The 23,296-nt window shown below is 38.3% G+C and carries 15 protein-coding genes and 1 pseudogene; 4 read left to right on the plus strand and 12 right to left on the minus strand.

From position 1 onward, the window contains the following. Positions 1–5 precede the first annotated feature (5 nt). The 3 genes and pseudogenes from LVD15_RS18870 to LVD15_RS18880 form a co-directional block, all read right to left on the minus strand. Entirely contained in the window at positions 6–1,325 is a 1,320-nt protein-coding gene (locus tag LVD15_RS18870; protein ID WP_233776765.1) for an IS1380 family transposase, read from the minus strand. Positions 1,326–1,417: 92 nt separating this feature from the next. Beyond that, positions 1,418–2,152 (minus strand): annotated as a pseudogene (locus LVD15_RS18875) (IS1595 family transposase); the annotation flags it as partial. A 267-nt stretch (positions 2,153–2,419) separates the two neighbouring features. Next, complete coding sequence (locus LVD15_RS18880) at positions 2,420–2,647, minus strand: hypothetical protein (RefSeq protein WP_233776766.1); 228 nt, start codon at positions 2,645–2,647, stop codon at positions 2,420–2,422. A gap of 584 nt (positions 2,648–3,231) precedes the next feature. Here LVD15_RS18880 and LVD15_RS18885 point away from each other — a divergent pair. From LVD15_RS18885 to LVD15_RS18900, 4 genes are all read left to right on the plus strand, one after another. Beyond that, positions 3,232–3,921, plus strand: a complete 690-nt coding sequence (locus tag LVD15_RS18885) for a hypothetical protein (protein WP_233776767.1) — start codon at positions 3,232–3,234, stop codon at positions 3,919–3,921. A gap of 876 nt (positions 3,922–4,797) precedes the next feature. Further along, the gene (proC, locus tag LVD15_RS18890; RefSeq protein WP_233776768.1) at positions 4,798–5,598 is read left to right on the plus strand and encodes a pyrroline-5-carboxylate reductase; all 801 of its coding nucleotides are present in this window, start codon (positions 4,798–4,800) and stop codon (positions 5,596–5,598) included. 4 nt (positions 5,599–5,602) lie between these two features. Continuing rightward, positions 5,603–6,397 carry a glutamate 5-kinase gene (proB, locus tag LVD15_RS18895; RefSeq protein WP_233776769.1) on the plus strand — a complete coding sequence of 265 codons (795 nt, stop codon included), beginning with the start codon at positions 5,603–5,605 and terminating at the stop codon, positions 6,395–6,397. Between the two features lie 68 nt (positions 6,398–6,465). Continuing rightward, on the plus strand, positions 6,466–7,665 hold the full coding sequence (locus LVD15_RS18900; RefSeq protein ID WP_233776770.1) for a glutamate-5-semialdehyde dehydrogenase: 1,200 nt from the start codon (positions 6,466–6,468) through the stop codon (positions 7,663–7,665). A gap of 286 nt (positions 7,666–7,951) precedes the next feature. Here LVD15_RS18900 and LVD15_RS18905 read toward each other — a convergent pair whose 3' ends face one another. The 9 genes from LVD15_RS18905 to LVD15_RS27015 form a co-directional block, all read right to left on the minus strand. Next, complete coding sequence (locus LVD15_RS18905; RefSeq protein ID WP_233776771.1) at positions 7,952–8,878, minus strand: DUF6607 family protein; 927 nt, start codon at positions 8,876–8,878, stop codon at positions 7,952–7,954. A gap of 8 nt (positions 8,879–8,886) precedes the next feature. Continuing rightward, positions 8,887–10,296, minus strand: coding sequence for an HmuY family protein (locus LVD15_RS18910; protein ID WP_233776772.1), 1,410 nt, complete (start codon positions 10,294–10,296; stop codon positions 8,887–8,889). A 9-nt stretch (positions 10,297–10,305) separates the two neighbouring features. Continuing rightward, positions 10,306–12,567 carry a TonB-dependent receptor plug domain-containing protein gene (locus tag LVD15_RS18915; RefSeq protein WP_233776773.1) on the minus strand — a complete coding sequence of 754 codons (2,262 nt, stop codon included), beginning with the start codon at positions 12,565–12,567 and terminating at the stop codon, positions 10,306–10,308. Between the two features lie 154 nt (positions 12,568–12,721). Then, positions 12,722–13,330 (minus strand): response regulator transcription factor, encoded by a 609-nt coding sequence (locus LVD15_RS18920; RefSeq protein ID WP_233776774.1) that lies wholly within the window; start codon positions 13,328–13,330, stop codon positions 12,722–12,724. A 379-nt stretch (positions 13,331–13,709) separates the two neighbouring features. Next, complete coding sequence (locus LVD15_RS18925) at positions 13,710–14,843, minus strand: cytochrome-c peroxidase (protein ID WP_233776775.1); 1,134 nt, start codon at positions 14,841–14,843, stop codon at positions 13,710–13,712. Between the two features lie 2 nt (positions 14,844–14,845). After that, complete coding sequence (locus LVD15_RS18930; protein ID WP_233776776.1) at positions 14,846–16,360, minus strand: DUF6850 family outer membrane beta-barrel protein; 1,515 nt, start codon at positions 16,358–16,360, stop codon at positions 14,846–14,848. A 98-nt stretch (positions 16,361–16,458) separates the two neighbouring features. Further along, positions 16,459–17,793: a DUF4876 domain-containing protein gene (locus LVD15_RS18935; protein ID WP_233776777.1), complete on the minus strand. Its 1,335-nt coding sequence runs from the start codon at positions 17,791–17,793 to the stop codon at positions 16,459–16,461. 23 nt (positions 17,794–17,816) lie between these two features. Beyond that, positions 17,817–20,474, minus strand: coding sequence for a TonB-dependent receptor (locus LVD15_RS18940; RefSeq protein WP_233776778.1), 2,658 nt, complete (start codon positions 20,472–20,474; stop codon positions 17,817–17,819). A 307-nt stretch (positions 20,475–20,781) separates the two neighbouring features. Then, positions 20,782–23,097 carry a T9SS type A sorting domain-containing protein gene (locus LVD15_RS27015; RefSeq protein WP_305038970.1) on the minus strand — a complete coding sequence of 772 codons (2,316 nt, stop codon included), beginning with the start codon at positions 23,095–23,097 and terminating at the stop codon, positions 20,782–20,784. Positions 23,098–23,296 lie beyond the last annotated feature (199 nt).

Here is a 23,296-nt window from a genome sequence, read left to right on the forward strand (position 1 = left end):
CCGGATTATTCATTAGAATAATCAAAAGGAGGACTAGTAGACGATATGTTCAAGAATATTCCCTCCATCCAGGGTCTTCTTTTGGTGGGTAATGAGATTTTTAAAACCTTTTTATTAGCATGGTTTGCTGTCCAGGCTCCTAATGCAAAGCAATAGGATCTGAGGGTTGATAGGGTTGCTTTTCGATGATGGTTCAACGCAAAATGCCTGAATAAACTCATCAAATTGTAAGCCACCATGATAAAGCGGAAAGAGGCTTCTGTTGCCCAAAAATCTTGTAAACAAAAATTTTCAAGCCCAAAATCTTGTTTCAATTCCTTCATTCTGTTCTCACAATCAGCGCGGGTGTTGTACATGTTCCAAATCTGATCCAGAGGTAAATCCATATTGGTCACATAGCAACTATACCGATAGCCAGGCTGATCTTCAAAAAGTTCCTTGCCTCCTGCATTTGGCCTGATGTCAACTTGCTTTTTTACAATAATATATCGTCTTGGCTTACCGTTTTCATGACTGAAAACCATCTCGTTCAGCTCTATTCCCTTTGCCAGTCTGACCCAATCTTTAAGTCCCCAAACTTCGCTTTTCACATTGGGGTACATGCGTACAGCCATAATGTAATTGATGAGTTCTTCATCTAGATATGACATGATTTCTTCGTTGTAAAAACCACTATCGGCCCTTACCAGACCTACTTTTTGTCCTGCCAAGGCGTGCTTAAAGGTTTCTTCCATGAACTCCCTGCAACTACTACTGGCCGCTGTGTTGCCTGGCCTGAGCCATGCATTGGCCACCATTCTGGTTTGACTCACAAAGGCCATCAAAGGATGATGTGAATTTCTCCCTCTTTTGTTGGGGTTATAACCTTTACTACTCCCTTGTTGATCTCCATATCGAGTGATCACAGTACTATCAAAATCAATGGTGAGTGCTCCTAAATGGAGCTGGTCAAAGAACCATTGTTGAAGCTCTGGAAATACTTCGTTGTTTAGGGATTGAGAGAATTTTCCAAAAAAACGACTGTAGGTACTTTGGCTAGGCATACCATCCCAGCCAAAAATTGACTGTAAAACAGTATCATATCTCAACCAGTCACAATGGATGTATCTACTAGCCCCTGTCCAGATACTCAGCCAAAAACTCTCTACGATTTGCTTGGGGTCATATCCTCGGTTAGAACCAGGAGATGGAAGTGCCAGTTCGGCTAATTTTTCTCGTATCCCTACCTGATCGATAAATCGTTTCATTAAACTCATCCCTCCAAAGGGTGTCACTGGCTTTGAGGAATATTCAATGGGTAAAGACCCTATATTTTGAGTAACCATTCTGGTGATTTTTATACCTCATCAAAATCGATCTTTTTACACAATTATCGAAGGATTTTCTAAACTTTTAGTTTTCTAATGCATAATCAGGGTTTAAGTGTCTCGTTAGTGGTTTGTTTATTAGATTTCTCAGTAATGTGAAGCTCTATATAATCAGCAATGTTAACATAGGAAGTGCTTTGGTCTGAAAATACAATACTTTGTTCATCAATGGATGATTGTAATACATGGTCTACTTCCTGTGAACTGTGGTCTTTAAGTACTTTAGCTTTGAAATAGCGACATTGACGTTCTTTTTTACCTGTTTCCAAATCTTCTAAAGGAGTAGATTCAGCCATTACTGCTACATTTTGTTTTCCTGCCGCGCCTCTACCTCTTTTCCCTTTATTCTTCTCGATCTCAGTTGATTCCACTGTAAAATAGCCCTCATCCATCTCAATCATTCCTTCCAAAGTGTATCTGGAATCTCGATTTCCCATGGCTTTTCTCAGTTTATGAACCATTGCCCATACGGGTTCATATCGTTTCAATCCCAATTGCTTCTGAATCTCCTTGCTGGAAAACCCTTTTTTGGTAACACTCATTAAAAACATTGTTTTGTACCAAACCAGAAAGGAAAGGTTAGAGTCTTGCATGATAGTGCCACTGCGTAAAGAAGTTCTACTTCGGCAAGCTTTACACTCATAGCTCCATCGGCTTTTTATCCAATAATGCTGATCATGACCGCAACGGTGACATATAACTCCTAACTTGTCTCGTTCTCCTTTAAAATGCTCCCTGCATGATTGTTCATCACTGAAGTGGGTAGTGAAACTGAATATATCCATACACTAATTTAATCCTTTTTTTTACATTATGGGTAATTACGGATAATCATTTTTTCTTTTAATTTTTGAGCTTTGAAATTGGAACCGCCTCCTTTTAGTGGGTGCCAATCAATTTTTTGCATAAACTCTATATCGGTTTGGGGAAGGTCTTTCTCTATATTGGTATCGCCATTTGTGAAACGCTTTTTTTTAGGAAATCCAAAAACAGTAGTAATTACAAAGGCTATAACAAAGAAAACGTATGTAGTATCTTTATTTTGTTTTATTTTATTTTATTTTATTTTTTATAGCTATAGCGGTTTCTGTATCAATCTTCGTTCTTTTTTGATCGATTTTGGTCTCATGGCTTGTCTGATGTTGGGATGTTATTGTCTGATTATCTGTACTTATAGCATACTCTTCAGAGCCTGATACCTGAACAATAGTTACAATAGCACCTACTATCATGGGTAATAACATCAGAATTAAAAAGAGGTTGGATTTATTTATTTTCATTGTTTTGTAATATTATATAATCTGCTGACAAATATACCTATCCGTTTCTATTTAGCAACTATGTCCTGATTTAGAAGATTTTATGACTACAGAATCATTTCACTATAAGAGTGTAGCTAGTGATGGGAAGGTGTTTGAATGGCTACCTAAATTATATACGAGCGAAGTGCCCGTGTAAAATAATATAAATGTAAGTCAAAATATAATTATTCTAAGCTAATGTTTCTAGATGATGACTAATTATATTAATAAAATATTTTAAATTTATGATATTAGTAAGTGATTAGTTAGTTTAGATTTCTGAAAGATGAAAGGGAATGTTTGTTTCCCTTTCATTATGTTGTTACGGTCAATTGAATAATATCCAAGTGAGTAAGGAAATCACCTTTTGATATAATGGAAAACTCTCTGATGTATTTAAGTAGATATTGACCCTAGCGGGAGAAGCATTTGACCTGAACGCTCCTAAAAACAAAAGTAAGGCCTAACAAATATTTCTAAAAAAAATGCGAAACGCGTTTAAAACATCTATTTTAACTTTAAGCATCTTAATGCTTCTTTTTTCGTGTAATCAGGAAGATAACATGGAACCGCAAACTAACTATACTGAATTATCAGAAATAATTTCAAATAATTTAAATAGTATAGCAGAAGGGTTGCGTGCTAAAAATCAGACATTTACCAATACGGAATTGGTTGAGCTGCTTGGTAAAGAAAATTTAGAGACTAAATATGGTGTAAATTCTGACGCTGTAATGTCTTATTCTGTCAATTTTAAAAAATTGGATTTTCAAAAAGCTCGGAAGAATGAGGGGTTAAACCTTTCAGATGAGGCTAATCAATATTTACGCCTCATACAGTCCAAGTCTAACACTGCTATTCATTTAAAGGAATATAAAGAATCGCTAAGGGTTATTAATCAAAGTATTATAGACTCAGATTTATCAGATGATGAAAAGGAAATTCTTAAAACTCAAATAGTATCTCTTCAATCCTCTTTGTCCTTTATGGCCGCCAATTTTGATTTGTTTCAGAATCAAACAGCCACTAATGGAAAAGTAGATGTTGATGGAGGTAAGGAGAAAATAGAAGACGAAGATAAAGGATGGTGGGATAGTTGGGGCAAATGCGCTGCAGGGACACTTGGTGGAGCGCTTACCGGTGGACTAGGAGGTGCAGGAATAGGTTCTGCTGTACCTGTTATAGGAACTACCGTTGGAGGAGTAGTCGGTGCCATAGGAGGAGGTTTAACGGGAGCGGCTGCATCATGTTAAAATCAAATCAAAAATTCTTAATACTTATTCCTAACCTTATTCTGTTAGGCTGGATTTTTTGGGTATTTATTAAACAAATTAATTCCCAAACTTTAGTATTATGGAAAATTGTTGCTTCTGGTATTGGATTATTTATTTTTCTCATTTTGCTTGGTGTATTCATTTTAAGGATGAATCATAAGGGCTCATAGCTATTTAAACAGCTCTGGCTCTAATTGAGCCAGAGTTCCTTTCTTCGTCTTTTTTGAATTATTCAAATCATTAATGTGAAATATATCATTGCATTTATATTTGCTCAATCACAATTCTATTGCCGTGGCAATCTTCACTGACATTTATAATGCCGCCTTTCGTCGCTTTTCCTCAAACCTGTAGCTTTAACTACCCATTTTCCCCGTGTGTCCTTACCGTAGGAGTGCTGTTTTCAACGCCTGCCTTTTCAATCTGTCACATCTCTCATTACAAAGAAAAAATTGGCATACCCTATTTTATTTAATGTCAATAAAGAATGGGTTCCTTACATGCTAATCATGACACCTTTTCAGGTTGTTGTGTCACGTGATATTTCCCTATAAGTTCATAAAAATATACGTAAAATTAAATTAGTCCATAAAATGAGGCATTATGTCATGGTGTTTATTTACTGACATAATTACCTATTTGTGACTGAATGTCACATTTCATGCACATTTGTCAATAGCAATAAAAAATGTCAGGAATTTTTTTAATCAGCCATTGGAGCGAGATAGGGCTATAGTTTCACCATCTTCCTGCCCAATGCACAAGATAATTTTCTAAAAAAGGTCGAAATGCACAATGGTTGTATTATATGAGGTGATTTTTTAAACACAAAACCTTAAAATTAACATTTAAGAAATGAAAGTATTAGTAATAGGAGCGGGAAACATGGGGTTAGCATATGCTAAGGCTCTTGTAAAATCAGAGCTTTTGTCTAGTGATAACCTGATGATCTCAGATACTGATAAGGAAAAATCAAAGCAGCTGGAAACTATAAGCCGTTTTGATGTTTACACAGATCTGGAAGAGTGTTTGCCTGCGGCTGACATTATTTTTATCGCGGTAAAACCCTATCATATTGATGAGCTTTTTGGTGACATAAAATCTAAAATGACAGAAGATCAGTTAGTGATTTCTCTCATGGCAGGTGTTACTATTCAAACTATTCAGGAAGGCCTTGGTATATCTAAGGTGGTAAGAGCTATGCCTAATCTGCCAGCTCAGGTAGGTAAAGGACTTACATCTTTTACTGCTTCAGAAACGGTATCAAGATTAGAACTATCTACAGTAGAAAACCTGCTAAATACCACTGGTAAATCAGTAAGGTTAGATACTGAAAATGATATAGATGCCTCTACAGGTATTTCTGGTAGCGGACCAGCATATGTATTCTATTTTATGCAGTCTATGATGGATGCCGCCAAAAAAATGGGCTTTTCTGACCACGACTCTAAAGTACTGGTAAGCCAGACCTTTGAAGGTGCTGTAGAGCTGTTTAATAAATCTGACCTATCACCTCAATCATGGATGAACCGTGTGGCCTCTAAAGGTGGAACCACCAGAGCCGCATTAGATTCTATGGATGATAATAATGTGAGGCAATTAATTGAGGATGCCGCATACGCAGCATTTGATAGAGCAGTTGAACTAGGTAAATAATAAAATGGAAGTTGAAAAACAGTATAAAAAGAGAATTGTAATAAAAGTAGGTACCAATGTGATGACTAACAAGGATAATCGCATAGTAGTACCTATCCTTAAGAAGTTAGTAGACCAGATAGCCCGATTGTATGAGGAAGATATCATTTGCGTGTTGATATCCTCAGGATCGGTAATTGCCGGAAAAGAAGTTTTGGATGGCAACACGATTATAGACCCCACTACACGCCGACAGGTATATTCTGCTGTGGGGCAACCACGTATGATGCGTCATTATTACAGCTTGTTTCATCATTATGGAATGCGCTGCGCACAAGTATTGGCCACTAAAAGGGATTTTGCCCCAGGTAAGTACCGTGACAATATGATTAATTGTTATGAAGGCTTGCTTAACCAGGGTATAGTGCCTATTGCCAATGAAGATGATGCCGTATCATTATCAATGTCAATGTTTACAGATAACGATGAGCTGGCCAGTTTAGTGGCAGAACTCATCCATGCGGATGCACTTATCTTATTAACAGATACAGATGGTGTGTTTGACGGGCACCCTGATGATGAAGATTCTAATCTGATTAAAACAGTAACTACTGATCAGTCAGTGGAGCAGTTTATTCAATCATCAGGCAAGAAAGAAGGAGAAGGCCGTGGAGGAATGGAGTCTAAAATTAATGTAGCTAAGAAAACAGCTGCCAAGGACATTCCTACTTACATAGCCAATGGTAAAAGAGAGGATGTGATCGTTGACATCGCTCATGGTAAAAATGTCGGTACTCGCATATATCAGGAAGAAGATTAATTTTTCTTGTTACAGTAAATGCTGAACAATAAAAGAAGTAATAAAATCAAAATTCAAGAAGATAATTTATGCTATTAATAGACACAGACAAAAAGAATGCAGTTTTAAACTCTATGGTCCAATATTTAGATAGTGACCGTGCAGAGATTATTGCTGCTAATAAAAAGGACCTTGAGGCTTTTGATCGTGATGATCAGGCTCTTTATGACCGATTGGTGGTGAATGATGCCAAAGTAGATGATATGATCAGAGCGGTGAAAGAGGTGTTAGCGCAGGATGATCCTGTAGGTCAGGTGATAAGCAAAGGAACATTAGATAATGGCCTTAATATCACTAATAAAACAGCACCCTTTGGTACTATAATGATCATTTATGAGTCTCGCCCAGATGTTACTATAGAGGCAGCAGTTTTAGCTTTTAAAGCTAATAATAAGATTTTGCTTAAGGGTGGTAAAGAGGCGCACCATAGTAATGAGGCGCTGGTAGAGTGCTGGCACAAGGCACTAGCTGATAATGGCCTTGATAAAGATTGGATCCAGTACCTGAAAATGGACAGAGCCACTACGCAGGAGTTTTTAAGAAACCCTGATCAGCCCCTGGACCTTATTGTACCAAGAGGAGGGGAGAGACTGATAGAGTTTGTAAAACAACACGCCAAGTGCGCAGTATTAGTGAGTGGTAGAGGTAATAACTTTGCTTACGTAGCTCCTGATGCTGATATGGAAAAAGTGATTCCTGTTTTGGTAAATGCTAAAACGGACAAGATATCCGGTTGTAATGCTCTCGATAAAATATTAGTTGATAAAAATCACCCTCAGTTAGATGATGTACTTCATAAAATTGAAACTGCATTAACTGAGAAGGGGGTACACATTGTGGCAGGAGAAGAGGTGCTTGAGACACTTTCTGCTACAGATAAAATTGAAAGTGATGATGTTTGGTATGAAGAATTCCTGGCTATGAAAGCAGTAATTTCTACTGTAGATGGGCTTGATGATGCCATTTCATTCATTAATAAGTATTCTGGAGGTCACTCCAACATTATACTTACCGAAAACACTGATGATGCTATGAAATTCATGGAAGGAGTGGATAGCGCAGCGGTTTATCATAATGCATCTACCAGGTTCACAGACGGTGGACAAATGGGAGTAGGCGCAGAGCTGGCTATCAGTACAGACAAGTTGCACCACCGCGGGCCTTTAGGGCTTAAGCAGCTTGTAACTAATAAATATTATGTTTTTGGAAGCGGTCAGGTGAGGAAATAGTAGATTATTAAATATATAGTAAAGAAGGCTGTATCAAAGGTAACTTTTAGGTCAGGTTGAGGTTCTTGAAATTTTCATTCTTTTGAAAGGAAAAACACTTCAAGTTCCTCAATGTGACATTAACTAATCAAGTAATTACTTTTGAAACAGCCTCTTTTTTTGTTTTCTCCGTAAGGAGATGAATATAAAATAAGGATTAAACTAAGAATGATTCGAATTTAGTTTGTGCCTCACTTGGCCAGCGAAGGACAAATTCAATACTGGCCAATGAGGGCTTAAAAATTAACTAGTTACTGGCTAGCTGTATATCGCTTTCAATGTAAGGTTGTATTACTTTTTTTATGGTAGCCTTAGCCTTTTCTGAGTCATGCTCTCCTTTGTAATCTTCTTGCAAAGCGAAGAGTTGCTCGTATAAAAATTGGTCTTCTACCTTAGTTTTTAAGGCTAAAGTCTTCTTGCTTTCGTACACTTCATCCCATACTGCACGCACGTCAGCCCAATAAGCAGAGTAAGTATCCCACCAGGCTTTGGCAGCACTACATTTGCTATCTTCTACTTTAGTATAAGTATTCCAGCCTTTTTCCTGAGCAATGAGTTGATCTTCGCCATCTCTCAGTACTTTGTCATTGTCTTGTTCGTGAATCCAGCCTTCTTCAGTAATTTCCTGACGGTTTCTTCTTTTCATCACGTTGTAGTCATCACGCTTGGTGTACTCTCTTCTTGGTAGTGGAGCATCGGTAGTGTTTTCCCAATAGTCTCTTCCATCAGCATGGATCCAAGTAGCAGAACCTTCATATCTGGGGCCATCATCTACCTGATATACTTTTTGAGACCACTGTCCTTTCACTTCATTTTTACTTAATGACACCGGTTTCCAGGTTTTGTCTTTGTCATAAGTGTATAAATCAGTGTTTTCATATAGCCAGTCTTGTCTCCAGTGTTTTATAATCATGGTATCTCTGATTACTAATAGATGCTGTAAAGAGAGCTTGTCGTCATCTTCTTCTGCCATAGTAACCCACTCGTAGGCATGAGACTTATAGTTTTCATGAAACTCATAATCTCTTTTAGGTGAGAAGGTTTCTGCAAAATTGAAATATACCTTGTAGCAGCCACACATTGACTTTATAGACGCTACATCTTGTTTCTTTTGCTTTTGAGCCCATAGTAGGGCAGGGCTCAAAAGCATAATAATAAGAAGTGTTTTTTTCATAGTTATGGTTAGTTTAAGTGCTCGTATTGGATCTCAGGAGCTTCAGTACTTCCATCTTCAGCAGAGAAGTAAGCTGTAAAGTGCAGCTTAAATATATTACCTTCCTCATCTTGAATAATGTAAATCTGTTTATCATGAATGGTATAACCACCGGTTTGACTACTGGTTCTCCAGTCTACACCAATGGTATTGAAACCATTATCGGTATCATTTAAAGCTTCAGTGGCTTGCTCCAATGTTACATCTTCAAACCCTTGTTCTGATTCTGTTAGATCTATCAAAGCTACAGAGCTACCTCCGTAGTAGTTATGGTAAGCTCCCAAAGTATTGTATATCATAGAATAGCCAGGAACAGATATTACATAAGTTACGGCTCTTACCACAATATCCCAATTGGCAGGCTCTATTTCTGCTTCACCATTATTGAAATGTACGTATTTAAAATTAACATCATCGGATTTTGTTACAGTGAAAGTAGTTTCTTCACTACCATCCAGGTTAGCAGAGTGGATGGTGTACTCATCTCCTGATTTTGTTAATTGTACCTTACGGTAGCCTCTATGTACTGGATCTACATCACGAGGAACGGTTGCTTCAGTACCTCTGTCTACTATGTAAACATTGCTGGTGTTACCATTGGCGTCCCAGTTATAAAAAGCGGTCTCTTCAAATGAACCCTCAAAAAATGAATTTCCAGTGGCTACATCAGCAGAAAAAGAAGCATTTTCTACGTCCTCTTCAGTAATATTTTCGAAGTCGGCTTCGTCTGTAGCAGCGGCTCTCATAATAGTACTGGCATTAAGAAGTATATTGAAACCCTCACCGGCAGACTCCAACGCTAAGTCATAATTGTTTCTGTTTACAGTAGTGGTTTCCAATCTATCAAGATCAAGATAAAAATGCTGTTCTCTACTCGATCCTTCGCCTACATTAGCTGTAACAGTGGCAGAAGGAGTTACAAAATTTTCTGAAACGGTAACGGTTAAGGTGTTGTTAGTGCCTGCAATAAAGCTTTCAACATTAGAAGAAAGGGCAAAACTGATAGTTTTATCTTCTTCAATATTTAATGCAGTGCCAGGAGCAATAGAAAATGAAATTTCTGTGTCTCCAACACTTACAGGTATAGTTACTACGTTATCTTCAGCAGCAGGTTCAGTGTAATAGTCGTTATCTTCTCCATACACCAAGTCTGCAGAGCTGGCAGTAATCATTAGGCTCCCGGCACTTTCAGCGGCTCTTGAAAAGACAATAGATACTTCAGTAGCATTATCTCCTGAAAGGCCTACTTCAGTGTTGTTAAAATTCACATTTACTGGAGCAGGACCACCATCATCATCTCCGCAAGAGATCATCAAAGTAGCGGCGCACAGCAGTACTATGCACATCATAATAAAAGTATACGGTCTGTTCATCGTCATTATTTATAGTTATTGTTTTGATTGTAGTTTAAAATTCATTCTTAGAAAGTAGGAGCGTCCGTAACCCACGGAAGTCTGGCCGGAAGTATCAGCATGAGCCCCACCGGTAGTTCGGTTGTTTTTTACAGAGGTTACATCGGTTATGTTTTTAGAGCCAATAGAAAGTGAGGCCCATTCTGTGAGTTTTTTTTGTATAGTCAGGTCGAGTAGGTGGTAGCCTTCTCTTTTTTGGAGTTCGGGAGCAGTGCTTCCATCTTCCTGAGTTATTTCGAAGTAATCTTTAGAGGTACCGTTGTATTTATAATAAAGGCTAAAGGAAAGATCAGGCTGTGCCCAGTGGTATGAAAAGGATCCATTCAGCTGAGCGCCATATACAAATTCAGGTATATCATAAGCATCTTGTAGTTCCTGATACAGACCTGTATAGGCTAGTCCGGTAGAAATATTAAGATTTTTGTAATGGTATTGTAAGGTAAGGGTACTTCCTATTGTCTTGTACCGGCTGATGTTTCGGTAAGTGGTCATCATATCACCACTGGCAGTTTCGGGACTAATATAGCCGATGCGATTTTTTATGTTGTTGTAAAAGCCAGCTAATACCACTTGCATATGTTGTAGAGGGAAGCTTTTAGTAAAGTCAGCATTGAAAGAATGAGAATACTCAGGCTCAAGATCTTCATTTCCTTCTATATGATGATTGCTATCTATAAACTCATGGTATAGCTCTCTTAAAGAAGGAGCCCTGAACCCCCTGCCATAACCCAATCGAACTTGAGAACTAGATGTAATTTGGTATTTAAAATTAATGGCAGGGGAAGGCTCAGTAGTATAAATGCTGTTATAACCATAGCGTATGCCCGGGCGAATGAGTAGCTTTTCGCCCGCTTTTATCTCCGTAGAAGCAAAGAAGGAAACGTCAAAGGAAGATTTCTCTCCATCACTAAGGGTGGTGCCTGCAGTACGTTCGTAGTTACTGTCAAAACCTAGCTGGGCACTTCCCCAGTTCCATTTAATGTTGCTTAATGTGTTTCGGAGGAAAAGGGTTTTGAAGTAAATAGTGTCTTGTTCGTAATCGTCAGTGGTAGTTTCTCTATCGGTAGCTAGATTTTTAAGGTATTGATGGGTGGTACGCTCATAGTCTGTATATGAAATAACAGGCTGCATATTGAGCTTGCCCACTTTTATTTCTGACTGTACCTGATGGCTCCATCTTTTGGTAGTATATTCTTCATCTGTAGCTATGGGGTCATAAAGCTGATTAGCAGATGGCTCTCCTAAATTTTCAATATTTTCATTGAGATAATTCAGGCGATAGAAAATCGAAAATCCGTCGATGTTATAGCGGGTGAGCCCTCCCAGGTTATACTGGCTTTTTGGGTACCACTGCCGGTCTCGGTCAGAATATCCTTCAGTATTTCCTACCCAACCGCCGAAATCATTATATCTTCCTTCTGCTTGGAAATACCACTTTTCGCTGGGTTTGTAAGTGAAGGTAGCTGCAGGAGAATGAATGCCTTCATCGAAAGCACTATATTCCTTTTCTACACTTTCTTCATGTAATGAAAGGTTAGCACTCCATTTATATGCACTGTCTTTATTAGTAATAATATTAATTACTCCAGCTAAGGCATCAGCACCATAGTTTACCGCCATGGGGCCTTCAACAATTTCTATTTGCTCTATACTGTTTACATTAAGCTGGCCCATGTCTATTTCATTGCTTACACCGCTTCTTCCAGAAATAGGTACGCCATCAAGGAGTACTTTTACGTTTTGACCAGAAAGGCCTTGTAGGGTTATACCAGAGCTACCTGTAGCATTGTCTCTGGAAAAACTAATGTTAAGCTCATTTTTAAGTACTTCCTGTATGTTAGTAGCCCCTTGCTTTTCTATCCTTTGTTTGCTGATAGTCTTTACTTTGTATACAGAGTTTTTGGCTGACTGCGGTGTATACTGTGAGGTGACTACCAGCGGATTCAGTAAGGTGATGGCTGGGCTAAGCCTTATGGTCTGCCCATTCTCTTCTATAGTGAGAGACTTAGCATTATACTCTATATGAGTGAGTTTTGCAGAAAGTGGAGTGCTCCAAGATGTAGAAGCTTTCCCTTGGCTATCAGTGATAGAAGTTTGTTGTTGCCCATTTTTTATGAAAGTAATCTGGGCGCCTTCAATAGGTTGATTGCTGGTGCTGTCAACACAAAGAATAGTAGCTTGCCCGTATGAACAGGTGCCAATGATTACGAATAGGAATATATTGAGTATTTGCTTCATTAATTTAGACTAATTCTAAATAATGCAAATGTAGGTCAGTGTTGTAACGTTATCAATCGCTCTAATTAATGAAATTGAGTAGCGGTTAGTAGGAGGGTACTAGCTAATACTAGTGATAGGGTAGTGATTTGATCTGGTGAGTTGGCACATCATTCTAGATGAGCTGCAGTTCTAAAGCGTGTTTTACAAATTCAACCGGAGATTGTATGTCGAGCTTTTTGATAATATTTTTTCGGTGTGAGTTGACAGTGTGTATGCTTAAACTTAGCTCATTAGCTATTTTTTTAGTGCTTTTACCTTTGGCTACCAGTATCAGAACTTCCTTTTCCCTTTGGGTTAGGCTTGATTGCTGAGATTTGCCTAATAGAAGATCCATGAATTGATGACTATAGAATTTGCTTCCACTGAGGCATTGTTCTATTGCTTGTAGTACTTCATGCGGTTGAGCATACTTATGAAGAATACCGGTAACACCTATTTTATAAAACTGCTTCAGGTTGATTTCATCAATATAACGAGTGGTGAGAAGAATGCTGTTGGTCCATTTGCGCTTAAGGAAACGGGCGCATACTGCTGGTGAAGAAATGGCTTCTTCATACTCCATAATAAGCAAGTCTGGTGTATGCTGTTTTATGGCATCTTCTACCTGGTCTAATTTATATAAATGTTCAGCTATGGTGAACTCACTGTTTTTCTGCTTCAAAATATTCTCCAGACCCAGATGTATTAATGGAGATTTATCGGCTACTACGAGTTTTGACATGTTATATTAATTTAGACTAATTACAAACAAATATAAATAGCTTCTTCTAAACTTCAAGAGTAAGAGCGGCTATGTTTTTTATTCAGGGGTAAGGTTTGTCCAATAATTGGAATGATTTTTTAATATATGGAAGAATTTTAGTGTAAATAACTCAAAAAAGGCCGTAATCTGAGTTTGGCACAGTAATGGACTTATTTTTATCGAGTATGATTAGTGAGGGGATTTCAGAGAATGGGTTTTTTGTTTTGTTTAGTTTGAGGAATTCATAATCTGAAGCGGTAGAGGAGATAAAGTTTAATAGAAGTGTGTGAAGTTAGATGAATGAGGAAGATGTCCCAAAGAACAGTGCTATGTGTCGGACATGCTTCCTCATTTCATTTTATGGCAATTCAGGAGGTGTAACTCTGTATGTTCGGGATGACAAAGTTTTCATAAAGGCCACCAGGGCCGCTTTTTCCTGAGCATCTAATTCTAATGGTTTCAATAAATGTGAGGTAGTCGGAAATAAAGGGTCATCCATCTGATCTTTTTTACGTTTCGGATGCGGCATACCCGTGTTATAAAGATTCACTACCACTTCTAGGCTTGTAAAAAGGCCGTTATGCATGTATGGACCGGTTTTTCCTACTTCTCTGAGTGTTGGAGTTCTAAATTTGCCCACATCAGCTTTGTTCTTAGTGATTTCATATTGTCCCAAATCTTCAAAAGGTCTACCATAATAGGTAAGACCGGTATTATGAAATTGATTATCAGAAAAATAGCCTGTGTTATGGCAGTTAATGCACTGCGCCTTGGTTCTGAATAAGTGTAACCCAAGTACTTCTCTATCTGTAAATGCTTCAGATTTTCCATCAATGAACAAATCAAAACGTGAGGTTCTGCTTACTATGCTGCGTTCAAAGGTGGCTATGGCCTTTTTTATTCTTTCTTCAGTAACCGTTTCATCTCCAAAAGCCGCTTTAAAATGAGGTGCATAGCCTTGAGTATTGGCTATGGTTTCCGTAGCTAAAGAGATATGAGAATTCATTTCTAGTTTATCTTGTATAGGCAGGGCGGCTTGCTCTTCCAGCGTTGCAGCTCTACCATCCCAAAAAAGGCTCGAAGCATAGCCGCTGTTTAATATGGTCATAGCATTTCTTTTTCCTAGCTGTCTGTTATGACCGTAGCTGTTACGCCTGCCATCGCCCCAGCCCAGTTCAGAATCATGACAGCTGGCACAGGCTATTTGTCCGCTCTCTGAAAGACGAGGATCGAAAAAAAGCATTTTTCCTAATTCCTTTTTTTCGTCTGAATAGGGATTGTCTGCCGGATAAGTCATTTCGGGTAAATGTCCAATATCTTGAAAGGTAGACCTGTCTATAGAAGAATCTAATGCCGCTTCTGGCCATTTTTCGGTTAATCCACTGCTATATCTTGCTCGTAGGTCATCTAAGTCGTATTGATCTTTCAACACTTGAAAGCCAGACAGGGTAATGAATAATAATGTGGTAATTATAAAAAAATGTTTTTGCATGATTAATAGTAAAAATTAAGAGAAACTGATCCGAAAAGGCGATGAGCTTTATCATTAGAAGAAAAGGCTATACGCTCCAATGCCTTGCTATAGCTCAGATGTAATTTAATACTTGTTTTTAAATCGGATTCTTTATAAAAATTGAAAGAGGTACCGGCCTTCAGACTACCGGTGTTAGTGCTATAAAGATCTACATCATGGTAGATGATTTGGTTGTAATAGGCTTTAAGGCTTTGACCTAAATAATCGTCTTCTTTAATATTACTCAGATAATTTTCATTACCATTGAAGAAAGTGGAATTGATAGAAGTGCTTATTTGCGCTGCTAATGAAGGTTGAATATTAAGGTTTTCATTAATAGGAAAGGTTTTGCTTCCTGATACTGATGCTTCAAGTTTAGATAACTCTGACTTTGTGGTGGAGAGTACATCTTGTTGGGTTACCTGCCAAAGGTTAATTTGGGCGTTGAGTTCCCATTGTGTAATGTTATCATGTTGCCTGAAATAGCCTAGGTCAAGTTTAACTTCTTTTTCTTTAGCATTATAATTTTTCCCTCCTTTATCAAAAAGAAAATTAGTAGCATCAAATTGAGATAAATCCAGGCCGAGTTTCAATAATTTATCAGTAGAAGCATGATGCAGCCATAAGGTATTTAACCTCCATGTGGTAGGGGAGTAGGAGCTTACGGGATCTTTTTCTGAAGGGTTTATATCACTAATATCAAAAGTCTCTTCACTTTTATTAGCGAATATAATATCAGCTATTATCAGGTTGGTTTTATTTTGAAAAGTATACCCGATGTTAAAACCACTGAGAGAGGCAGTCATTCCAGAGTTTGGAGAATTGGAGCCACCATAATTTAGTAAAGTGCCATATCCTGCCATCCACTTTATATAGGTGTCATGGCTGTAGGGAATGTTATTGCTGGCGTTAGAATACTTAATATTATTGCGGAAATGGCTAAAGCCATAGGTGCCTGCGGCTTTTATATAACTAGTTTCTGATAGTTTATAGCTAGCTCCCAAATCTAAGACTATGCTATTGTTAGTGACTTTAGAACGGGGATCATATTCTGATCGGAAGCGGTTGGTTACCTTAAAATCTCCATTTACACTAAATGCCCAGCGGTTGTTTTTAGTAGGAATAATCATACCTCCTGATAACTCATAATTCTGGTTACTCCAATCGCTGCCTTTTTCGGCTGTCATAAACTGATGTGTAGGCATTAGGCCTCTATGGTATAATTCACCATTTAAGTCCCATTTCAGGTTTTGATAATACTCTTTCTCAGCTTTAAATTTTCCATAAAAGAGAATATTCTGTTTGCTATGATAAAGGCCGGTGGTAGTTAATCCTACCTGTTGAATGTTTTCAGGAATAGCGCCTGCTCGTAGGTCTCCATCTTCATAATTATAATAAAGTGATGAAGCGGTATAATCATTTATGGGCAAGAATAATAAGTTTTGTTGGTTAGCATAGTCATTTTGCAAAACCGATTGTAATAGTTGATTATCCATTGCTTGGAATGTGTGTGTAAGGCTATCCTGCCCATTAGCAATTAGGGGCAGGACTATTAAGATCCATAAAAAATTATACCGCTTCATGTCTATTTTATCTATTGTATAATCACTTCAGGGTGCGAAAGCACTTCAAAGTCATTAGCAGAATTGTTGGTGTCTTGATAAAAAACTTTATCGCCGTCAGTAGATTTTACTTTTCTAATGATTGATTCGGAAGACTGTCTACCTTTAATCACGGCTTTGTCGCCAGCGTCTATCGTGTTTGGTAACCTTGCAGGGGTTTGTTTGCTTGGATCTGTATTTTGACACATAACGCCATCAGTTATAAAACTGGCAGGTACCTGCATAAACGTGGCCGTAGTTTCAGATACGTTTGTAACAGTAGGCAAAGGAATTCTATTCCATGAGTTAAGCTCTTCATCAGTTGCGGAGAATATAACAATAGCCTCTCTGCCATTAGTGTCCAGAATCAAATCATTGCCTTTGAACGTTTTGAAAATAATATTCAGGTTAACAGAATTAGGGTTGTCTATGTCAGAAGTTAAAGGATTTTGACCTATACTTGTTTGGTAGTCAGCGTAATACCCTTCAAATTGAGCTTGGCTAAGGTCTACTGTAAGGTCAGGGTTTTCAACTTCATAAGTTACAGTTTCACCGTTTTTGTCTTCAGCAACTAATGGAGCTTTGTGGTTAACTGCGGTGGCAGCTACTATCACACTTTTACCGGATTCTAATGGATAATCAGATCCATTACCAGGTATTTGAAGTACTTCTTCTAAATATACATAACCACTATTAGCATTTGTTTGGTCTGTCTGACCTGCTGATAAGCTCCAGTCATATTGTCCATCAGCTAAATAGTTTTCTTTCCCTGCACCGCTAGTAGAAGTGGCTCCTTTTACCTGTGCTATGTAGAGACCATCAAGAAAGATGATGTCATTGCTGTTATTATGAATTTCTATGAATTGATCTCTGAAGTTGGCTCCTAATTTCGCATCAGATCCTGCAAAATAAAGTTGCTTGATCAGTAGATCACCTACTTGACCAGACTCTAGTATCATGTCAGTGCTGGTTACTCCGGTTTCTGAGATGCTTATAGTGGTTGAAGTGTTGAAGTATACTTCTCCTGTAGTTTGTTTGTTAAATGCCTGTTCGTAATCATCAGCACTCATGGTGAGACTGGCATTTACAGTATAATTGCCAGGGGTTACTTCTATTTCTGCAGCTCCTGCCGAGGTAGTGGTAGCGGTGTAGCTTCTGCCATCTTCAATGTTATTTAAAGTCAGGGTTACACCCCCAGCGGCTATACTGCCGTAATCTTCATTAAAGTTTACATTAATAGTATGTGTTACCGGAGTTATAAATTCTCCATCATCATCTGAGCAAGCCCAGAATAGAAGTAGTGCGCTTAGTATATAAAGTTTTTTCATTGGTAAAATAAGTGTGTATATGTTTAAAATTGATATTTGATTTGAGCTCCGAAGCTTATAGGATCATTTTTCGACATCTTGCCGGAAATAGTAGATTCCACCATGGGCTGATAATCCAGGAAATTATAAGCATAGAATGAAAAGCTAAGTCCGTTAGACAGTTCTTTGGAAATTCTTAAATGAAAGTTGTGATAGATGCTTGTTCTGTTGTCGGTTGAATTGCTTTCAGGCAGTACTATGCTGCTATATTTTTCTGCTGTTCTTTCCTCAGGTGCAATTTCTATTCTTTGGCCGGCCCCATTAAGATAGGCATAGGGGTATAAGTCTATAATGGAAGCGTAGTTAGTGCTAAAGGTAAACTGCTCAGCAGTTAATGAAATCAATAGGCCAATTTCTGAGATATGGTGCGTAATAGTTGCTGTCAGTTTTAGTTGATCGCGTATGTCTGGTTGCGTTTTGTTAAAACCATACAGATATTCAGTTTCGAGGGGGTCTTTACTTTTTTTGAATCTCTCAGATGAATTGAAGGTAGTAGAATGAGTGTAGGATCCATTCAGTGAAAAGGAGGTGTTGATAGCTTTTATTTTTTTAAAATTTAAATAAAATTCTATCCCTTTGTCTTTGGTTTCCGAACCATTGTAAGCCTGGCTATAGGTGAGCAAAATGTCTCGATAACCACTTATCTGATATGTAGGTGCTTGGTTTGGATTTTCAAAGTTAAAATCTACGTTGGGTACTGAAACTGATGTATATTTATCATCAGATACTATTCCATTGTAAGTGAAGTTGTAGTAGGCTGTAATAGCCAGAGAAGCGATTTTTGCATTATAATTGGTGCCTATCTCGTATTTCCAGCTTTTATTCGGACTTAAGTTCAGCTTGCCAATCTCTTGCTTGTAGGTTTGAATAAGGTTGAAGGAGTACTCATTAGTTCTGAAGTCAGCTATGAGCATGTCAAAATATTGATCTCCCGGATATATTTGTGATAGGGAAGGCGCTTTAGATGCGAAGCCTATCCCACCACGAACACTCCATTTTTTCGTAAGCTCGTAACCGAAATTAGCCCTTGGGCCAAAGCTTGCAAATCCATTTTGCATGTCCATGCGGAAGCCAATGTTAGCGTAGAGCTCTTTATTGTTTGCAAAGGTATGAGTGATATTATCTTGAAGGTAAATACCATAATTGACACGAGGTTTTACATAAGAATCAAAATCCAATGGTCTGGTGGAGTTGCCATCACTATCTCCAGCGCTGGATAGGGCAATATAAGCGAGCGCATTTTCTGAGGATACCACTTTTCCTTTACCACTATTATCAGTGTAGGATAAGTTGGTGCCTAGAGATAAGCTGTGATCTGTATTGTTCGTTTTTAATACTTTATTTAAAGATACGTTAGCACTGATGTTTATAGGTTTACCAAATACCTCTGATTTTTGAAGATAAGCTACTGGTGTATATTCACCAGGGGCCAACCCCGTTTCTGTGCTTGTAGGTAATATTTTGCCTCCATTATTTATGAATTGTTGCTTATATGACCTTTGAGATGCATAGCTATAGGCCGCATTGAGGCTGATATTATCGATAATTTGCGTGTTAGGTTTCCAGCTAAGGCGGTTGCTCACTCTAAAGCCTATGTCTTTTCTGCTGCTGGCATCTTGGCCGCCGTCATCATTATCCTTGTCATAGTTGATGTCATCAAAATTATTATGGAATGTAAATGATAAGGTGTTTCTAATGGTATTGTCATTATTATGAGTGCTCCAAATAGCTGAAGTGTTAATACGGTTGAATTTTTTAAGGCTTTCTCTGGGATCAGTATTAGAATTTAAATAATCAAAGGAAAGGCTTAAGGCACCTCCTTTATCATTGATTTTGAAACCTTTGTTGAGAGACATTGAAGTAGTCCCTTGTCTTAAGTTAGCGCTGAGTGTATAAGGTGTTACTCCAGCTTTTCTGTTGATCTTTACTACTCCTGAGGTAAGGTTGCCATATTTGGCGTCAGGAATACCGGTTATCACTTCCACCTCTTCTATGTTAGAAGCCGGAATAGTACGCAGGTCTATGCTGGAATTTACATTGTCAGTATCAAGTAAACCGTTACTATCGTCATAGGTTTGCATGTTAGCATCGTTAGATAGCGCAACGCCGTCTAATACAAATGAAACGCCAAATGCATTTACATTAGTAGTGTTAGCGCTTCTAAGCGTGATGGCCTTGGATCTGGTAAAGTCAGGTGCTGAAATGGTTTGGCCTGGCAACTGTTGCAAAATATCACCTACGCTAAAGGATTGTACCTGATCTACAGCATATTCATCTAGTTTAATAGATGAGCCTACTTTAGAAGTAGTAGGGGTGGCGGTTACAGTTACTTCATTAAGTTCGAGGTTCTCGTCTTTTAGCTTAATAAGTACTTGAGAGGTGTTGCCGATGTCGCTGGAGCGAAGTATATATTCTTGCTTGCCTAAAAAATGAAATTCTAACTCAAAGGCCTTGGCGTTTAAGGTGATACTAAACTGTCCGTTAGTATCGGTGTAAGTCCATTGATTAGTGTTTTGGTTTTGAATACTTACACCAGGTAAGGCTACAGAATCTTCATAGGAAATTACCTTACCACTGATAGTGGTCTGCGCTTGTGCTGAGAAAGAACAGAAGAATATGATCAAAAATATATATAGCCGCATCGTCCAAAAAATTGAGCGGCAAACATACTAATCTTATTTAGATTAATTAAAAATAAGAAAATAAAAATTGATTTTATTGAAATTACTTACATCGTGATGAAGTGTTGTATAATTACTTAAATTCTGTAATTAGTTTAATAATAGATCGTTGTGATTTTGAATAATAATTCAAAAAATGAAATATTACATAAAGAGTAGGGAGGTGGACCTGCCATTAGTTTAAATCAATATTAATGATTTATAATGCCAGATCTAACAGGAAAAGAAACAGGACTAGCAAAAAAGCTAGTCCTGAGTAATGATTTGCTTATTGTATTATTAGCTGAAATGCCTTTTGGTTATCACCTATTTTTAGATTGATATAATAAGTGCCTTTGGTTAGACTACTAGAGTTTACATGTATGCGTGTTGCTTCTATTTGGTAATCTAATGCTATTTTTTTACCAGAACTATCGAAAAGTTCTAAATATATCTGACTATCTGGTATTTGCCCTGGCAGGTTAATGTTAAATGAGCCATGATTAGGGTTAGGATAAAGCACAATGTTGCTGCTTAGTTCAGTTCTAACACTAATTATGTCAAAGATTTCTGTCTTGCCATTATAGTCTGTTTGTGCTAATCTGTAATAAATAATACCCTGATTTATCACATCGTCGTCATAGCTGTAATCATGCTCTGTGTTAGTAGATCCGCTACCTTGTACCGTTGCTATTTCTGTCCACTCTATACCATCTAGTGATCGGTATATGGTAAAGTAGTCATTATTTTCTTCAGTGGCTGTAGCCCAGTATAAATGCACCTTATTTTCTATGTTTATACCGTCCCACTCCATTAGCGTTATAGGTAGCGTGTTAGAAGGATCTGCTTCTATAATACCATCGGGGTTAGCTCCCGGATTAGAAGGTCTATCCGCACCAGGGTCGGCTGCTGATCCGCTATTATTATTATCACCGCCATCTCCACGGTCTATTTCTGGGTCGGTTTCAGCAGGCATAGCTCCAGAAAAGATGATTACACCTTTGCCGCCACCACCGCCACCACCGTGCACGTCAGTTTCATCAATATCAGCACCATTACCACCACTAGCTGTTATGTCAATTTCACAGTTTAGATCCCAATTAGCTACTTGCAGCATTATAGAACCTCCTGCGCCAGCACCACCACCACCATCTCCATAATTGCCCGGTACGGTGTTGCCATCTGCAGTGATGCTTATGTTGCCAAAACAGTTACCTCTGGCTACTGTATTTGCTCTAATAATCACTATTCCGCCACCATTTCCGCCAGCAGTAGCCAGCCCATTGTTTTGGTGACCACCGCCGCCGCCGCCGCCCATGAAAAAGCGATCAGCCGAAATGTGATAACTTAAATCGGCTCCTCCTAGTCCGCCAGAACCTGGCGTACAACCGACTGAGGCATTGTTCTGATTGTAGCCGGGGCCGCCATTACCGCCGTTAGTATAGTTGGCGCCACCACCACCACCCGCATTATGAGAGCTGGCTCCACCACCGCCAGAGATCATCTTGCCTCTGCCATAAAAATAATTGGTATTATCAGTCTTGAATATACTTTCTCCCTTATGTCCGTAATTGGTGGAGGCAGAAGTGTATATATTGGCATTACACTCTAAAGCATTGTTGGCAGAGGTAGCACCACCGCTAAAGCCTTCGCCATTTACTGATATGTTGTTTCGTAAAGTGAGGGTGTTAGCTACATCTATGGCAAATACACCGCCAATATCACCGTTCCAAGGCAGGGCGGTGAGGTTATTAGTAGTGGTGTAGTTTTCAAACCTGGGGAAAGAGATAATCTGTACTGATGAGTTATTTCCTGTATGGAAGGTGTTACTCAAAGGCTCTGTTAAGGTAATGTTTTGAGACGTAGTGGTGGCGCCTTGTACATTTATATTGTCTATTACGGCATATTCATTATTATCATTCTCTACATAAACCTGAATAATAAGAGAGGTACCTGATAGATTGGATATACTTAACGTTTGAGCATTGAAATTCCGTGTTAAATTTCTTAAAGTAGTATAAGTATTTCCTCCATCTACAGAATAGAGAACATTTAAACGATCATTGTTTTGGTTATAGTTTATCTGTTGTACATCTAATGAGAAGGATACATTGGTATATCCTCTAATATCAATGGCGTTAGAATACCAGTAGCCTCTTCCTCCCTGAAAAAAAAGCACATAGTTGCCTCCTAATGTGCCTATTCCCGATTGCTGAAAGTTCCATGTATTCTGAATGGTACCATTCACATTTCCATCAGAGAAATCAGTTTCGAATAACGTGGTGTTTGTGGTGCCGCCAGTATTAATAGACTCAATAGTGGCCAGCTCATATATTCCGGCAGAGGAGATGTTGCTCAGTGTACCAAAGTTAGCATTGTTACCTGTATTGTTAGTTAATACATTATCCTGTACCTGCATAATGAGCAGGTTTTCTCCAGGCTCAAAAGTATCATAAGTTTCATTAAGATCAGAAACGGTAAGGATGTTGCCGGACACATTATTTACTTTGCCATAAGCATTTATGATTTGTTGAGACCAAGCGTTAGTGATAGTGCCCACGATGAGGCAAGCAAAAGAAAGCCAATTAATTATAGACAACTTCATTTTACAGGGGGATAGATGTAATTAAAACCGCCCAAAATTACTGTGATTTGATGTTTAAACGCAAATTATAGCAGATGATAGAAGTCATGCGTTGAAGTGTGTGATAAATGAACGAAGTGGAAAAGTGTAATGCTATACTGTATATGTTTTTTTGAGGGTGTGTATATGTTGAAATAAGCTTAAATAATAGTCGTAAAGT

Source organism: Fulvivirga maritima, from assembly GCF_021389955.1.
Classification (GTDB): Bacteria; Bacteroidota; Bacteroidia; order Cytophagales; family Cyclobacteriaceae; genus Fulvivirga; species Fulvivirga maritima.

Coding starts and splice junctions, on each gene's coding strand:
- LVD15_RS18870 (WP_233776765.1), bottom strand. CDS start 1,325: ATGGTTACTCAAAATATAGGGTCTTTACCCATTGAATATTCCTCAAAG.
- LVD15_RS18880 (WP_233776766.1), bottom strand. CDS start 2,647: ATGAAAATAAATAAATCCAACCTCTTTTTAATTCTGATGTTATTACCC.
- LVD15_RS18885 (WP_233776767.1), top strand. CDS start 3,232: ATGGAACCGCAAACTAACTATACTGAATTATCAGAAATAATTTCAAAT.
- proC (WP_233776768.1), top strand. CDS start 4,798: ATGAAAGTATTAGTAATAGGAGCGGGAAACATGGGGTTAGCATATGCT.
- proB (WP_233776769.1), top strand. CDS start 5,603: ATGGAAGTTGAAAAACAGTATAAAAAGAGAATTGTAATAAAAGTAGGT.
- LVD15_RS18900 (WP_233776770.1), top strand. CDS start 6,466: ATGCTATTAATAGACACAGACAAAAAGAATGCAGTTTTAAACTCTATG.
- LVD15_RS18905 (WP_233776771.1), bottom strand. CDS start 8,878: ATGAAAAAAACACTTCTTATTATTATGCTTTTGAGCCCTGCCCTACTA.
- LVD15_RS18910 (WP_233776772.1), bottom strand. CDS start 10,296: ATGACGATGAACAGACCGTATACTTTTATTATGATGTGCATAGTACTG.
- LVD15_RS18915 (WP_233776773.1), bottom strand. CDS start 12,567: ATGAAGCAAATACTCAATATATTCCTATTCGTAATCATTGGCACCTGT.
- LVD15_RS18920 (WP_233776774.1), bottom strand. CDS start 13,330: ATGTCAAAACTCGTAGTAGCCGATAAATCTCCATTAATACATCTGGGT.
- LVD15_RS18925 (WP_233776775.1), bottom strand. CDS start 14,843: ATGCAAAAACATTTTTTTATAATTACCACATTATTATTCATTACCCTG.
- LVD15_RS18930 (WP_233776776.1), bottom strand. CDS start 16,360: ATGGATAATCAACTATTACAATCGGTTTTGCAAAATGACTATGCTAAC.
- LVD15_RS18935 (WP_233776777.1), bottom strand. CDS start 17,793: ATGAAAAAACTTTATATACTAAGCGCACTACTTCTATTCTGGGCTTGC.
- LVD15_RS18940 (WP_233776778.1), bottom strand. CDS start 20,474: ATGCGGCTATATATATTTTTGATCATATTCTTCTGTTCTTTCTCAGCA.
- LVD15_RS27015 (WP_305038970.1), bottom strand. CDS start 23,097: ATGAAGTTGTCTATAATTAATTGGCTTTCTTTTGCTTGCCTCATCGTG.